Genomic DNA, 16,691 nt, shown 5'->3' with positions numbered 1-16,691 from the left:
TTTTACATGAATACATATGATACATTATCATAACACAAATATTTTAATTAATAAAAATGAAAGATGTTAAAGAATACAATACAGAACATTTCTTATTAAAAATTTATATATGAAAAAATGATTAATATCATCAAATATGTTCATATATTTCTTCCAATAGTAATGCGATCATTACCTGAATAATCTTTATAAGATGATACTTCAAAAAAATTATAATGTTTAAATATATTTTGAACTTCTTCTTTTTGATCATAGCTATGTTCTAATAATAACCAACCTAAATAATTTAAATGTTTTTTTGCATACTTAATGATATGTTCAATATCAGCCAATCCATTATTAGATGATATTAAAGAAATAAACGGTTCAAAAAAAATATCTTTTTCCAAAAAATTAATATCTTCTAATTTAACGTAAGGAGGATTGCTAACAATAATATCAAACTTTTCTGTCCCTAATACAGAAAACCAATTACTATATAAAAATCTCACATTATTTATCCTTAATCTATTGGCATTGTATTTAGCCAAATAAATAGATTCCATCATACAATCAATTCCAGTAATATCACAATCAGATCTCATTGCGGCCAAAGACAAAGCTATTGATCCACATCCAGTACCTAAATCTAATATTTTAGATGGTGTATCAGTTAACTTCTTTAAACTATGTTCTACTAAGATCTCTGTATCTGATCTAGGAATTAATACAAACTTCGAAACGATAAAAGTCAGTGACCAAAATTCTTTTTCCCCTAATAAATATGCTATCGGTTCACCTAACATGCGACGTTTCAACAAATAATTTATTTTTTTTAATTCTTCCATATTTAATCGATAGTTTTCATTAATTATTAACCATGATTTAGATTTTTTTATAACAAAACTTAACAAAACTTCAGCATCTAGCTTATAATATCCACAACTAGATAATTGTTCCGTCGCATACCGCAACCACTCATAAACAGTCATCATATTTATCAGACAAAGAGGAAAGTATTTCTGCTTGATTTTCTTGAATAATTGGATTGATAACAAGATCCAAATTACCTTGCAAAATTTCATCTAAACTATACAAAGTTAGATTAATCCTATGATCTGTAACTCTATTTTGTGGAAAATTATAAGTTCTACTTCGATCAGATCTCTCTCCAGTTCCTAATAAATTACGACGGATAAATGCATTCTTTTCATGAAATTTTGCAGATTCAGCAGCATGAATACGAGCAGATAAAACAGATAAAGCTTTAGCCTTATTTTTATGTTGTGAACGTTCATCTTGACATTCTACTACATAACCTGTTGGAATATGAGTAATTCTAATTGCAGAATCAGTAGTATTTACATGTTGACCACCTGCTCCTGAAGAACGAAATGTATCTATTTTTAAATCACTTGGACGAATTACAATTTTCTCTAATGATGATACTTCAGGCATAATAGCTACTGTACATGTTGAAGTATGAACTCGACCTTGTGACTCAGTTTTAGGAATTCTTTGTACTCGATGTCCTCCAGATTCAAATTTTAATTTTCCATTCACACCTTTTCCTTTAATTTTAGCTATAATTTCTTTAAAACCACCTTTTTCATTTTCACTAATACTAACTATTTCTGTTTTCCATGAATTAAGCTCAGCATATCTAATATACATACGCAATAAATCACCAGCAAAGATAGCTGCTTCATCTCCACCTGTAGCAGCACGAATTTCAATAAAACAGCTACGTGAATCATAAGGATCTTTCGGTATTAATAACGTTCTTATTTTTTTATTTAAAATTTCCGATTTTTTCTTAGCTAACAATAATTCTTCTTCAGCTAATACGCGAATTTCATTATCTTCCAACAACAAACTTAATTTTTCTATTTCTCGCTGATTTTTTTTCCAATCTAAAAAACAACGACTAATATTAGATAGTTTTAAATATTCTTTAGATAAAGCACATAATTTATCTTTGTCTAGTTTTGAATTAGTTTCAGATAGCATCATCTCCAACTCTTCAAAACGATCTTGTAAATGTTGTAATTTATCAAGCATAGATTTATTCATTTTTATAATCTACCGTATCATATACTACTGTTACGTATATTAAATGCTTCTTAATTAATTAAAATGCCAACATAATCATTTTAACTTTATAAAAAACAATATTTTATTAATAAAATATATTAAATAAATTTTTTCATAAAAAAACTTTTAGTTATTACTTATCAAAATTATTGTAAACATAATTATATACATAACACTATTCTAATTAAAAATAAAATTACATAAACTGTCATTTTCCTATTAATATCTAAATATCTATTCATCCCTTATACATTTTAGCATTATCACCTAAAATAATTTTTTGCACAAAAAAATATTTTTTATCAAAAATTATTATTCAATAATATTACTTACATCATTAATAAATTTAAAATATCTTAACTAATCATATAAGAAAAAAATTCTTTATTTTTATTAAATATTTTTTATAATCCGAAAATTATGTTTAATTTATTTTTAACTAATATCTTAATTCTTTTATATAAGAAAAAATTAATTTTAAAAATATAAAAATACATTTTTTAATAAAAATTAAAATTAATTCATAAAATTCATTCTATGCGTTCAAAAATTTATTAATTCTAATATATAAAATACAACTTATTTATTTCATTAATTTTTTTTAAATAAAACTATTTAAAAATTATCAAAAAAAATAAAAAATGATCAAAATTAAAGAAACTAATTACTTACTATTTAATATTTGAATCTTGTTATACAATTAAAAATAATATTTACATTACATTTATCTAACAAAAAATTAAATATATGTCACAACATAAAAATATTAATTAATAAAAAATTTTTAACATAGAAGAGACCAATTCTTCTCAAAAAATCAATTATCTATAATACATAAAAAATAAAAATAACTATTAAAAATAAAATTAATTATATAATACAAAATATATAATATACGCATAATAATTCTTATTTTATTTACTAAATTAATTAAGGTTAACATTATGTCTGATATAAAATTGTTTTCTGGTAATGCAATACCTAATCTGGCAAAATCCATTGCTAAACGCTTATATACCAATTTAAGTAACGCATCAGTAACAAGATTTAGCGATGGAGAAATAAGTGTGCAAATAAATGAAAATGTAAGAGGCAGTGATGTATTTATAATACAATCAACATGTGCTCCTACCAATGATAATTTAATGGAATTACTAGTTATGATAGACGCATTAAGACGCGCTTCTGCAGGTCGAATTACCAGTGTAATTCCTTATTTTGGATATGCCAGACAAGATCGTCGTGTTCGTTCTGCTAGAGTACCTATAACTGCAAAAGTAGTTGCTGATTTTTTATCTAGTACAGGAGTTGATCGCATTCTTACTGTCGACTTACATGCCGAACAAATTCAAGGTTTTTTTGACGTTCCTGTCGATAATGTTTTTGGAAGCTTGATTCTTTTAGAAGATATGTTAAAAATTAATTTTAAAAATCCCATAGTAGTTTCTCCAGATATTGGTGGTGTCATACGTGCTCGAGCGATAGCAAAGTTATTGTACGATACAGATATGGCTATTATAGATAAAAGAAGACCTAACACAAATATATCTCAAGTCATGCATGTCATTGGAGATGTATCTGATCGAGATTGTGTATTAGTAGATGACATGATAGATACTGGAGGAACTTTATATAAAGCAGCAGAAGCATTGAAAGAAAGAGGAGCTAAAAGAGTATTTGCTTATGCTACTCATCCTATTTTTTCTGGAATAGCAGAAAAAAATTTAAAAAATGCTGTCATTGATGAAGTTATTGTGTGTGATACTATACCTTTATCTGAAAAAATTAAATTATTGCCGCATGTAAGAACATTAACTTTATCTGGAATGTTGGCAGAAGCTATTCGTAGAATTAGTAATGAAGAATCAATATCTGAAATGTTTGAACATTAATGTTCCACCTTATATTTTTTATCAGTACATTAAAATTAATTATTATTTTAGTGTACTAAAAATAAGAAAAAACTATATATATTAAATACATTTATATATTTAAATTAATAACTCGAATAGCCTCCGAAACTAAATAAAATGATCCAAATATCAAAATCATATCTTCTTTCTTTACTTTTACATTAATAGAATACCAAGCTGACTTAAAATTTTCTAAAACATTAAAGTTTTTAGGTAAAATATTAGTTAATTGTGACATACTATTTATGCCTCTATCTCTATTTATCGGTATAAAATACCAATAATCTACCAATGATTCTAAATTTAAAATCATACCAGAAATATCTTTATCTTTTAAAACGCCCATAATTGCATAAATTTTACCAATACTTTTTATATTTTTTATTTTTTGTGATAAATGTAAGACAGCATGAGGATTATGAGCAACATCTAATATTACCTTAGGATCATTAGATAAAATTTGAAATCTTCCAGGTAATGTAATATTTTTAATAGTATCAATTATAACATTCTTATTTATATTAAATGGTGAATGAAATAAAGCTGTTAAAGCTGTTGAAACATTTTCTAAAGAAACTTTCGGATAAGGAAGATAATGTAAATTTATTTCATCAGAAAGATAATTCCAATTATTTTTTTCATAAGTTATCCACCAATCTAAATTAATTTTTTTTAAAATTGCTTCTTTTATTTTAATAACTTGTAAGAAACTATCAGGAATCTCTTTTTCTCCAACAATTATATATTTATTTTTCTTAGCAATATGTGCTTTTTCGTATCCAATATTAGATCTAGTAAAACCTAAATGAGAAATGTGATCAATTCCTATGTTCGTAATAACAGATATATCAGAATTTACGATATTTGTAGCATCTAATCTTCCTCCTAAACCTACCTCAAGTATTATTATATCTAATTTACATTTTTTAAATAATACTAATGCAGATAATGTAATAAACTCAAAATATGACAAAGATAATTTTTTTCTAAAACATTCTATTTCAAAAAATGCACACGTATGTTCAATATCACTTAAATATTTACCATTAATACGAATTCTTTCATGATATTTAAATAAATGAGGTGATGTATATAATCCCACACGATAACCAGAAGACAAAAATATACGTTCTAATATAAAACAAGTAGTCCCTTTCCCGTTTGTTCCACCAATAATAAAAACAAAAGAACAGAAATTTAATAAATCCATTTTTTTTGCTATAAAAAAACAATTTTCTAATCCACAATGATTATTTTTTATATTTAATTTTTTAACATATTTTAACCACATAGATAAAGATGTATTAATATGTAAAACATTCTTTTTTTTCATATTTTTGGTATCTATAATACTCATTTAGTATAATATAAAATCAAATAAACAATATTATTTTGATCTAAAATACATTAATTTTATTATCTTATTATACAAACATATCAGTATAAAATATTATATTCTCAAAATTTTAATATTACTTTTTTTTAAAAAACATTTTTTTTACTATGTAAAAAATATTTAAAAAAATACTTATGATTAAAAAAAAACCTATGATTATCATATAAAAATATTCTGAAATACATAAAAATTTTCCAAATAAAATTTTAAAACCAATAAATATTAATACAAATCCAATACCATATTTAATAAAATTAATTTCTGTTTCTAAAAAAGATAATAAAAAATACATAGAACGTAAATTAAATATAGATAATAAATTAGAAGTAATAATAATAAAAGGATCTGTAGTTATAGAAAATACAGCTGAAATACTATCTATAGCAAAAATAATATCACTTAGTTCAATTAAAATAGAAACTAGAAATAAAGGAGTAAAAAAAAATACACCATTTTCCCATAAAAAAAATTTATCTTTTTTTAACTCAGAGGTAATTCTTAATATTCTATAAATCCAAACTATCCTTCTATTTTTAGGTAAAATTACAGTATTATTATTTTTAAGAAATATCATTTTAACACCAGTATATAAAACAATAATACCAAAAACATAAAGTATCCAATTATATTTATACAAAAACCAATTTCCAAAAAAAATAATCATTATACGGAATACTGTTGCTCCTAATAAACCATACACCAGTACCTTACGATGATAAATTATTGGTATTGAAAAATGACGAAATAATAAAAACCATATTAAAATATTATCTACAGATAACAATTGCTCTAAAAAATAACTACTAAAAAAAGATAATGTTGTTACATTTGCAATATTAATATTAATATTTTTTTTTACAGAAAACCACAATATTATAGAAAATAAAAAAACAACACTCAACCATAATAAGGAAAATAAAATTGATGATTTTAAAGGCTTTTTAATAAATATTTTTGTCTTTTGTAATACTATCTCACTTAATATCATCACAATAGATAACATACTAAAAGTTATCCAAAGAAACGGTGTTCCTATAGTATGCATACTATACCAATCTCTTTAATTAAAAATTAAAATTATTAACAATAACATTACTAAAAAAATATTTATGATATATTTGTCAAATATAATAATAGCTATTTATAAACATAAAATACATATTTTTATTGAAAAAATTAATTTTCTTATAAAAAAATCAATAATATTTAATTTTATTAGAAATAAAAAACAATTTACACAATTTTATAAAAATTACCTTATTAATTGAAGTAAATCTATTAAATATTCTGGAAATAAACCAAAAAATATCACTGTTAAAGATGACATTAATATTAATATATTATCAAATTTATTTTTCAAAAAATTCTCAACATTGTATTTATGATCTTTCAATGGTGTTAAATAAAAATTAATAATTATTCGTAAATAATAATAAAATCCTATAATACTACCTAATAAAAAACCAAATCCTAATAGTAAAGATTTTTCATGTACAATTAATAAAATTAAATAAAACTTACCAATAAAACCAATGCTCATGGGAAATCCTGCAAAAGAAAGCATCATTATTGTAAAAAAAATAGTAATAACAGGATTTTTCCAAAATAAACCACGATAAAAATTTAAAACATCCGTATCATGACATGCATAATGTATCGAAAATTGATTTAACAAACCTAATACAGTAAAATTAGTCAATATATAACCTATAAAAATAATACTTATTGCTTCTTCAGAAATATGTTGATCATTAATTAATATTAATCCTATTAATACATATCCCAAATGAGATATAGATGAATATGCTAATAATCTTTTTAATTTATTTTGGAATAAAGCCATTAGATTACCAAAAAAAATAGAAAGAAATGATAATATTTCCAAAATAAAATATAATACTGTAATTTCTTTAACAGGAACATACATAAAAAATCTACTTAATATACTAAAAGTAGCAATTTTACTAACAGTAGAAAGAAAAAATATAGATGTATAAGACATTCCTTCATACACATCTGAGGTCCATAAATGAAAAGGTATTATGGATAATTTAAAAATAAATGAAATTAAAATTAAACTAAAACCAAATAATAATACTATATTAGTCTCACGTAAAACATGTAAATTAAGATAATTTCCTAATGAAAAAAAACTGAGATTACCTGATATAGAATATATAAAAGCCATTCCAAATAATAAAAAAGAAGATACAAAAGCAGACAATATAGCATATTTTACAACAGATTCTAATATTTTTTTTTGACAATATTCATAACCAATTAACCCTAACATAGGCAAAGTCATCAATTCGATACTAATAAATAAACTGGCCATATGATTAGAAATAACCAAACTTATACTACCCAAAGTAGAAAATAATAAAAAAAGATAAAATTCCTCTTTATTTAAAAATTTACTTAATAAATAAGGATAAGCTAAAAAAACAGATAATAAAGTAGAAAAAAGAATCATTCCAATATACAAAATAGATACTTTATTAATATAAAATAATATACTGATATCAATTGGAACTACTTGATAAACAAAATATAAAGATATTATTGATGCTAATAAACTAATTATACTAATAATATAAATTATAAAATGATTCCGCTTACATGAAATAAAAAACAGTAATATCATTACTGTTGATAGCAAAATTAAAAAAGGAATTAATCCTATTAATTGCTGAATATTTATCATCATTATAAAAAACCGTTTAATTAAATAGAAAAAATACTAAAAATTATATAGTGACAAGTACACAGTATCTAAAACAATTTGAGGGAATAAACCTAATAAAATTAACATTAACATCAAACAAAAAATTATAAAAAATTCTCTGTATGTCATATGATTAATTTTAAATGTCTTTGTTGATATTCCGTAATAAGTACGTTGTATCATTTTTAAAGAGTAAATAGAAGAAAAAATAAAAATCAAAATAGATATACTTGAAAATAAAGGAGAAAAATTAAAAAGACCCATCAAAATCAAAAATTCACCTACAAAATTTCCTGTACCAGGCATACCTATATTAGCTATAGAAAAAAATAAAGAAAAAGCAGGTATCCATTTTATTTTTAACCATAATCCTCCCATTTTATTCATATCCCTGGTATAAACACGTTCATATAATTGACCTATCAAGACAAATAATGCAGCCGTAGATACTCCATGTGCTAACATTTGTACTACAGCCCCTTCATAAGCAATTCTATTATTAGCATAAATAGAAATTAAGATAAATCCCATATTAGAAATAGATCCGTAAGCAACTAATTTCTTTATATCATCTTGAGAAAAAGCCATCCATGCACTATAAAAAATAGTAAAAATTCCCAAATACATTACAAATGTAGAAAAAGTAAAAGAAGCTTGTGGAAAAAGAGAAATAGAAAATCGTAATAAACCATATGCTGCCGTCTTCAATAAAATACCAGATAAATCAACAGAACCAGCTGTTGGTGCATAAGCGTGAAAATCTGGTAACCAATTATGAAACGGTACTATGGGCATTTTTACTGCAAAAGCTAAAAAAAAACATAACATTAAAAAAAATTCTAATTCTGCATTCATTGGAGTATTTAATAATAAATTATAATTAAAAGTCCAAATGTTCGAAATATAATAATGCGCAAAAACCAAAGATATAATACCAATTAACATTATCAATCCAGAAAATTGAGAATAAAGAAAAAATTTATTCGCTACTTTCACACAATCATGACTATATTTTTCTCTGTGACCCCATAATGTTACCAAAAAATACATAGGAACCGACATTATTTCCCAAAAAAAGAAAAATAAAAACAAATCAATAGCTAAAAAAACACCCAACACTGATCCTAATAACCATATTAAATGAAAATAAAATAAACCTTGATGTCTTTTAATTTCATTCCAGGAACATAAAACAGATATAATTCCTAAAAAACTTGTCAAAAAAACCATTAAAATAGATAATCCATCAATTCCTAAATGAAAATCGATACCAAATTTTGGAATCCAAGGAACTAAAAATTCAGAAATCCAAGATTTTGACAATAATATTTTTTTGGGAACTAAAAAAAAACTATTTAACCAAATTTGCAATGTAAATATTAGTGTTATTCCCATTGTAATTAATGCAATCCAACGTGGCAATTGAATACTAAAACGTTCCGATTGCCAACATAATACAGCACCAAAAAAAGGGACTATAATTAATAATAAAAGAAACATGTTAATTATTTTCCTATGCTTTTTATCTTAAGTATTTGTTTATTAAGTTTAATAAATATTATCATTCATATTTAGTAAAAAAATATAAAATGATATCGGAAAAAAATTAATATTGAAACCAAAATAACTGTTGTACCCATAATTATTGATGTCACATACCAACGCAAATAACCATTAACAGTAATTAATAATTTTTTATTAAAAAAAATTAAAACATTTACAGGAATATTTATTATATATTTACATGGATCATATGATAATAAATTAGATATTATTAAATATAACTTTGTAAAAAATAAATAATATAAATAATCAAAATATAATCCTTTCAAACAAAAATTATAAAAAAAACTAATTAATTTAGTACTTATCAAAAATAAAATAATTTTATTCCTTGTAATCCATATGTTATATGCAATCCAAATACCAATGATTGTTGATATACTAGAATAACACTCTAATGCTAATTTATCAGATTCTAAAAAACTATGTGTAAAAAAAACATTGGATAAAGGCAATACTATTAAAGAACTTATAAACGTGGAAAATATTCCTAATATTATTAATGGAATTCTGAAACTTAAAGATTTATTATTAACAACAATAATAGTCTTTCTACCATGAAAAACTAAAAAAATAATCTTACATGTATATATAGCAGTTAAAAACGTTCCTATTAATGCCATTAATAAAAAATAAAAATTTTGATATCTATATATTTCTAATAAAATAGAACCTTTACTATAAAATCCTGCACTAATAATAGGAAAACCAATTAACGAACTTCCTCCAAGTAAAAAACATGCATATTCAAAAAATAATTTTTTATGTAAACCACCCATTTTAAAAATGTTTTTTTCATTATTACAAGACAAAATAATCGATCCTGCAGAAAGAAATAACAACGCTTTAAATATAGCATGCACTACTAAATGAAAAATAACAGCATACCAAGCTTGCACTCCTAATCCTAAAAACATATAACCAATTTGACTCATAGTAGAATAAGCTAATATACATTTAACATTTTTTTGTACTAAAGCAGACATACTTGCAATTAATATTGTAACTATACCTATAACAGATAAAAAATTTAATATTTCAGGAGTTAGAATAAATAAACCATGTATTCTACATATTAAATATATTCCTGCTGTCACCATAGTAGCAGCATGAATTAAAGCTGAAACAGGAGTTGGTCCTACCATAGCATCAGTTAACCAAGTATGCATTGGTACTTGTGCTGATTTTCCTAATGCCCCTATCATCATACAAACTGTTATCCATTTTAAAGACTCGTTATGTAATATCAAAAAACTATTTTCTGATATCAATTCTAAATCAGAAAAACTTAAAGAACCAAATTTTTGATAAACTAAAAAAAAAGCAAATAATAAAAATAAATCCCCAATACGAGTAATAATAAATGCTTTTATTGCAGAAAAACAATTTTTTACTTCTGTAAAATAAAAACCAATTAATAAATAAGAACATAATCCTACTAATTCCCAACCAAAAAACATAAGAATTAAATTATCAGATAAAATCAACAATAACATACTGGCAATAAAAAAATTTATATACGAAAAAAAACGAGAAAAACCTTCTGAATTTCTCATATATTCATTAGAATAAATACTAATTAAGAACCCAATACAAGTAATCATAACCAACATTGTTATAGATAATCCATCTAATAACAAATTAAAATCTACAAAAAACTTTTCAATATGAATCCAATGCCATAATTTGTATAGAATAACTTTACTATCTTTACATTTTAAAAATATATTTACAACATAGAACGTTATCAACGTTGAAAAAGCAATTGAAGAAATTCCTATCCATGCTATGTACTTTTTAGTTAAAAATTGATTAAAAAAAGATATTAACAAAAAACCAAGTAATGGAAATAAAATAACAAGATAAATAATACTCATCTTCATATCCTATTAAGTAGATCAATATCTAATGTTTTATGACGTCTGTACAATTGCAATAATAATGCCAAACCTATACTAGCTTCTGATGCAGCAACAGTTATAATTAAAATATACATTATTTGTCCGTCAGCTTGTCCCCAATAACTGCCAATAACTATAAAAGCCAACGCTACTGCATTCATCATAATTTCTAAACCTATTAACATAAATAAAATATTACGACGAACAACAACAGCAACAGTACCTAGTATGAATAAAATAGAAGATAAAACCAATCCATGAAAAATAGACACCATAACAATATTCCTTACAATGTGTTAAATAAAATTTATTCTTTTATTTTTTCTTTTCCAAAATGGAATACTACCACTAATGCACTCAATAATAATATCGATGACAATTCAACAATAAATACATAAGGACCAAATAAACTTATGCCTACCATTTTTGTATTAATTAATGTATTAAAAACATTAAGATCATCAATAAATGATAATCCGTAAATTATAGTTATAAAAAAAAACAAAAATAAAATACTAATTTTGATCCAATTAACTTCCTTTAACCATTTTTTTTCCTGTTTTTCCATAACTGTACCAAGATTTAATAACATCAAAACAAAAATAAACAATACCATTATGGCTCCAGCATAAATAATAATTTCTAAAACAGCTGCAAAAATACCTCCTAATATAAAAAAGATACCTGAAATGGATAAAAGAGAAATAATAAAGTAAATCAAAGCATATACTGGATTTGAATGTAATATTACAAATATAGTAGAAACAATTGATATAATTCCCAAAATATAAAACACCAATTCCACCATAATTGTCTCCTTAAGGTAATAATGTCTTTACATCAATAGGTTTATCTTCATATTTTAAATCACCAGGATTTTTTCCTGTAACAGAAACACCAGTAAATTTATAAAAATTATAATCAGGATATTTACCTTGACCTGAAATTAGTAAATCTTCTTTCTCATAAACTAAATCTTGTCTTTTAAATTCTCCTAATTCAAAATCGGTACTTAATTGAATAGCAGAAGTAGGACAAGCTTCTTCACATAATCCACAAAAAATACATCTAGAAAAATTAATCCGAAAAAATTTTGGATACCAACGTTGATTATCCATTTTAGATTTTTTTAATGAAATACAATCAACAGGACAAACAACAGAACATAAATTGCAGGCAACACAACGTTCTTCACCATCTGTATTCCTGGTTAAAATAATTCTTCCTCTATATCTAGGTGATATATGTATTTTTTCGTCAGGATACATTCTTGTCTCTTTTTTATAAAAAATTCGAATACCTATTAACCAAATACTACGTATTTGGCTAAAAAAACCAAAAAAAATGTCTTTTAAAGTCATATGTTTAAGAAATATCCTTAAGAATTAAAATAACAACAAAATAAAACCAGTAAATAGCAAATTTATTAATGTCACAGGAAAACAAAATTTCCATCCAAATAACATTACTTTATCATACCTAGGTCTAGGTAAAGCTGCTCTTATTAGTATGAACAAAAAAACAAAAAAAATAGTTTTAATAATAAACCAAAAATAAAAAGGTAACCAAGGACCATACCAACCACCGAAAAACATGATAGTCATTAAACTAGATATAGTAATGATAGAAATATACTGACCAATAAAAAATAAACCAAATTTCATACCTGAATATTCTATATGATAACCATCTGCCAATTCCTGTTCAGATTCTGGTTGATCAAAAGGATGTCTATGACACAATGCTAATCCCGATATAAAAAAAGTCAAAAAACCAAAAAATTGCGGTATTATATTCCATAAATGAGATTGATTATTAACAATATCTATCAAATTAAAAGAACCCGCTTTAGCAACTACCCCCATTAATGATAAACCTAAAAATACTTCATAACTTAATGTTTGAGCAACTGCCCGTATAGCACCTAACAAAGCATATTTATTATGACTAGCCCAACCAGCAAATAAAATAGAATATATTGATAAAGCTGACATCATTAAAAAAAATAAAACACCAATATCTAAATTAATAATGAAAAAATTAGGAGAAATTGGAACTATCGCCATGACCAATAAAAACGATATAAAAGATATTACAGGTGCTAAAATGAAAATCCAACGATCACTAAAGATAGGAATCCAATCTTCTTTAAAAATCATTTTGATCATATCTGCAAATATCTGTAATGAACCAAAATAACCTACTCGATTAGGACCATATCTATTTTGAAACCAAGCTAACCACTTTCTTTCTATCAAAGTTAAATAGGCAGCAGAAAATACCAATGTAAATAACATAAAAAAAGATTTTAAAATAGATAATACTAAATATGTTGAAAAAAAATAAGAGAAAATCATTCTAATATCTCCCGAATTTTTTTAATTTTTTTTCCAGCAAGAATCAAAGGAAAACCTGACATACCCAATGGCAAACCAATTTGACCAGGTGATAATTTATTTGAAATACGAATTTTTATATGAAATTTTTCTCCCAAACAAAAAAATTCTATGTAAGAATCTGTCTTAAAAAAGTTATCTTTAGCATCTAATATTCCAATGATACCAAAAGGCACAGGTATTTTTTTTTCTAATACCGGTGTATTTTGAGTAATTTCTTCTGTTCCAAATAAAAAATAATACGGAACGATACGATAATTATTTTTATATCTATTAACATTAGGAATAACCTTAAAAAAATTAATCTTACTTCTTTTTTTATTTCTAAATAAACAAAACCCAGAATCACCATGTAATAAACTACCGTTAATTTTATTCTGAAATTTGTTCCACGCTTGTGGAGAATTCCAACCTGGACTCCAAGCAAAAGGAATATAGGAAGAATATTTATATGATTGTTGACTCCCTTCCATGGAAAAAGAAAACATTGAATCAAAATCTTGAGGTTGTCTTGGTTCATGAACGCTAATATCAGCACGCAATGCAGTACGACCACTAGAACGATGCGGAGAACGAGCTATTTTTTGACCAAAAATACGAAAAGAAGATTGTGGTAAAAAACTTTTTATATCTTTAAAATCAGGAATATTCAGAATAATATCATCAATAATATCATCAATATTATTCCAAACAGAATTATCTTTTTTAATTCGCATAGATATAGAATACAACCATCTCCAACTTTCTAATTTACCTATTTCATTATCATAAAATTTTGGATCATAAACTTTAAAAAAACGTTGAACCCGACCCTCATAATTAATAACTGTACCTGAACTTTCAAAAAAATTTGCCGCAGAAAGAAATAATTTTCTATTATGAATTATATTATTAGATTTATAATCTATAACTATAATATTACGCACACAGTTAAAAATTAAATGTAACTGTTCTTTTAATAATGATCTATGTAAATCATTTTCTAAAATAACAATAGCATCGTATTTTTTGTCATTAATATGATCCAATGCTTGATTTAAAGAGATTCCTTTCATTAAACCAACACCTATACTATTACTACCAGACGTGATTAAACTAAGACCGACATTTTTATCTAACTTTTTTAAAGCTAAAGCAATATTAAAAGAAGCTTTAATTAAATCAACATTACGAGAATGTGATCCAGAAATAATTAAAGATTTTTTACTATTTAATAATGCTTTAACAATAATTGATTTCTGATGTAAAAATGTCTTATTAAAATTAACAGGCATAGGAATTTCTTTGTTTATTCCATTAGCAATAGCACCTGCTAAAGATATCTGATCATCAACCGATGCAACATAACTCCATGTAGATAAATCATCTAATCCAGTTTGATCCACGTTAGTAATAAACAAATTATTTTTCATATTTTGAGATATATTCAATAATCCCTGACTATGCCATTTTGGAATATTTTTAAGTTTAGCAATTTTAAATACTTTTGATTTTACGGCCTGTCTAACTGATAAAGCCATTCTAGGAGCGACCTGAGTTAAATCTTCTCCTAATATTAAAATAACGTCGTAAGTTTCTATCTCACATAAAGTCGGTATATAAATTCCACTATTTTTTAAAATATCAACAATTAATTCTATACAATCTTGCTCATCTGACAAAAATCCTGTAGAAAAATTTTCGTTCCCAACCATTTCTTTTAAAGCAAAATTACTTTCTATACTTGCTCTATAAGAACCAATTCCTAATATTTTATTAGATTTCATTAATAAATCAGTTGCTTTTAAAATAGCTTGAGAATCATTTAAAAATAAGATTTGATCTTTTTTTTGATAATAAGATTTTATCGGTCGATTAGTGATATTAGAATAACCATAACCAAAACGACCTAAATCACAAATCAAATAACGATTAATCGCACCATGATATCGATTCTCAATCCTACATATTTCACCATAACGTTCTCCAACACTAATATTACAACCAATGCTACAATAATTACAAACACTGGGAGCGTACTGCATATCCCATTTTCTATGATAGTGTTCAGAATAAGTTTTATCGGTAAATACACCTGTAGGACATATTTCAACTAGATTACCAGAATGTTCATTTTCTAATGAACCATCTTTTAACCTCCCAAAATAAATATTATTACTTGTACCATATACTCCCAAATCTTTTCCATCTGCATAATCTTTATAATACCGTATACAACGATAACAACCTATACAACGATTCATTTCATGAGATATAAAAGGTCCTAAATATTGATTTTTATGTGTCCTTTTAGTAAAACGATAACGACGTAAACTATGTCCCGTCATCACTGTCATATCTTGTAAATGACAGTTTCCTCCTTCTTCACATACAGGACAATCATGAGGATGATTAGTCATTAATAATTCTATTATTCCCTTACGAAAAGCTATCGATTCAATATCTTTAGTAGAAATAATTGTTCCATCTAAAGCAGGAGTCATACAAGATATGATTAAATTTCCTTTTTCTGAATTTAAAGTATCATATTTTGTAACTGCACATTGACGACATGATCCAACGCTACCCAAAATTGGATGCCAACAGAAATAAGGAATATTTATACCCAACGATAAACATGCATGTAATAAATTATCAGATGCATCTACATTATACTTTTCACCATCAACATAAATTTTAGCCATTAAAGAATCCAATTTAAAATTAAAATTGCGCAAAAAAATA

Annotated in this window: 13 protein-coding genes; 1 reads left to right on the top strand and 12 read right to left on the bottom strand. The window is 24.5% G+C overall.

Annotated features, from left to right (window positions below):
* Positions 1-140: 140 nt before the first annotated feature.
* Together prmC and prfA are read right to left on the bottom strand one after the other, a co-directional pair.
* Positions 141-974, bottom strand: a complete 834-nt coding sequence (gene prmC, locus AB4W77_RS00795) for a peptide chain release factor N(5)-glutamine methyltransferase (protein ID WP_367681583.1) — start codon at positions 972-974, stop codon at positions 141-143.
* Positions 958-2,052, bottom strand: coding sequence for a peptide chain release factor 1 (gene prfA, locus AB4W77_RS00790; RefSeq protein ID WP_367681582.1), 1,095 nt, complete (start codon positions 2,050-2,052; stop codon positions 958-960). The genes prmC and prfA overlap by 17 nt, the downstream gene beginning before the upstream one ends.
* Positions 2,053-3,017: 965 nt before the next feature.
* Here prfA and AB4W77_RS00785 point away from each other — a divergent pair.
* Entirely contained in the window at positions 3,018-3,965 is a 948-nt protein-coding gene (locus AB4W77_RS00785) for a ribose-phosphate pyrophosphokinase (RefSeq protein WP_367681581.1), read from the top strand.
* Between the two features lie 91 nt (positions 3,966-4,056).
* On the opposite strand, the gene folC is transcribed toward AB4W77_RS00785, so the two are convergent.
* The 10 genes from folC to nuoG all read right to left on the bottom strand — a co-directional run bounded on the left by folC (position 4,057) and on the right by nuoG (position 16,651).
* A complete protein-coding gene (folC, locus tag AB4W77_RS00780) occupies positions 4,057-5,319 on the bottom strand; it encodes a bifunctional tetrahydrofolate synthase/dihydrofolate synthase (RefSeq protein WP_367681580.1) in 1,263 nt (420 codons plus the stop codon).
* 139 nt (positions 5,320-5,458) lie between these two features.
* On the bottom strand, positions 5,459-6,427 hold the full coding sequence (locus AB4W77_RS00775; protein WP_367681579.1) for a TerC family protein: 969 nt from the start codon (positions 6,425-6,427) through the stop codon (positions 5,459-5,461).
* 207 nt (positions 6,428-6,634) lie between these two features.
* Positions 6,635-8,089: an NADH-quinone oxidoreductase subunit N gene (locus tag AB4W77_RS00770; protein WP_367681578.1), complete on the bottom strand. Its 1,455-nt coding sequence runs from the start codon at positions 8,087-8,089 to the stop codon at positions 6,635-6,637.
* Between the two features lie 33 nt (positions 8,090-8,122).
* A complete protein-coding gene (gene nuoM, locus AB4W77_RS00765; protein WP_367681577.1) occupies positions 8,123-9,607 on the bottom strand; it encodes an NADH-quinone oxidoreductase subunit M in 1,485 nt (494 codons plus the stop codon).
* A 71-nt stretch (positions 9,608-9,678) separates the two neighbouring features.
* A complete protein-coding gene (nuoL, locus tag AB4W77_RS00760) occupies positions 9,679-11,547 on the bottom strand; it encodes an NADH-quinone oxidoreductase subunit L (RefSeq protein WP_367681576.1) in 1,869 nt (622 codons plus the stop codon).
* A 2-nt stretch (positions 11,548-11,549) separates the two neighbouring features.
* Positions 11,550-11,846, bottom strand: coding sequence for an NADH-quinone oxidoreductase subunit NuoK (gene nuoK / locus AB4W77_RS00755; RefSeq protein ID WP_367681575.1), 297 nt, complete (start codon positions 11,844-11,846; stop codon positions 11,550-11,552).
* Between the two features lie 32 nt (positions 11,847-11,878).
* Positions 11,879-12,379, bottom strand: a complete 501-nt coding sequence (gene nuoJ, locus AB4W77_RS00750; protein WP_367681574.1) for an NADH-quinone oxidoreductase subunit J — start codon at positions 12,377-12,379, stop codon at positions 11,879-11,881.
* A gap of 10 nt (positions 12,380-12,389) precedes the next feature.
* Positions 12,390-12,932, bottom strand: coding sequence for an NADH-quinone oxidoreductase subunit NuoI (nuoI, locus tag AB4W77_RS00745; protein WP_367681573.1), 543 nt, complete (start codon positions 12,930-12,932; stop codon positions 12,390-12,392).
* A 24-nt stretch (positions 12,933-12,956) separates the two neighbouring features.
* On the bottom strand, positions 12,957-13,928 hold the full coding sequence (gene nuoH / locus AB4W77_RS00740) for an NADH-quinone oxidoreductase subunit NuoH (RefSeq protein WP_367681572.1): 972 nt from the start codon (positions 13,926-13,928) through the stop codon (positions 12,957-12,959).
* Positions 13,925-16,651 (bottom strand): NADH-quinone oxidoreductase subunit NuoG, encoded by a 2,727-nt coding sequence (gene nuoG / locus AB4W77_RS00735; RefSeq protein WP_367681571.1) that lies wholly within the window; start codon positions 16,649-16,651, stop codon positions 13,925-13,927. Before nuoG ends, nuoH begins: the two co-directional genes overlap by 4 nt.
* Positions 16,652-16,691 lie beyond the last annotated feature (40 nt).

Source organism: Buchnera aphidicola (Pemphigus immunis), from assembly GCF_964059115.1.
Lineage (GTDB): Bacteria > Pseudomonadota > Gammaproteobacteria > Enterobacterales > Enterobacteriaceae > Buchnera_C > Buchnera_C aphidicola_C.
The sequence above is the reverse complement of the archived record's forward strand: the minus strand, read 5'-3'. Positions and strand labels throughout refer to the sequence as shown.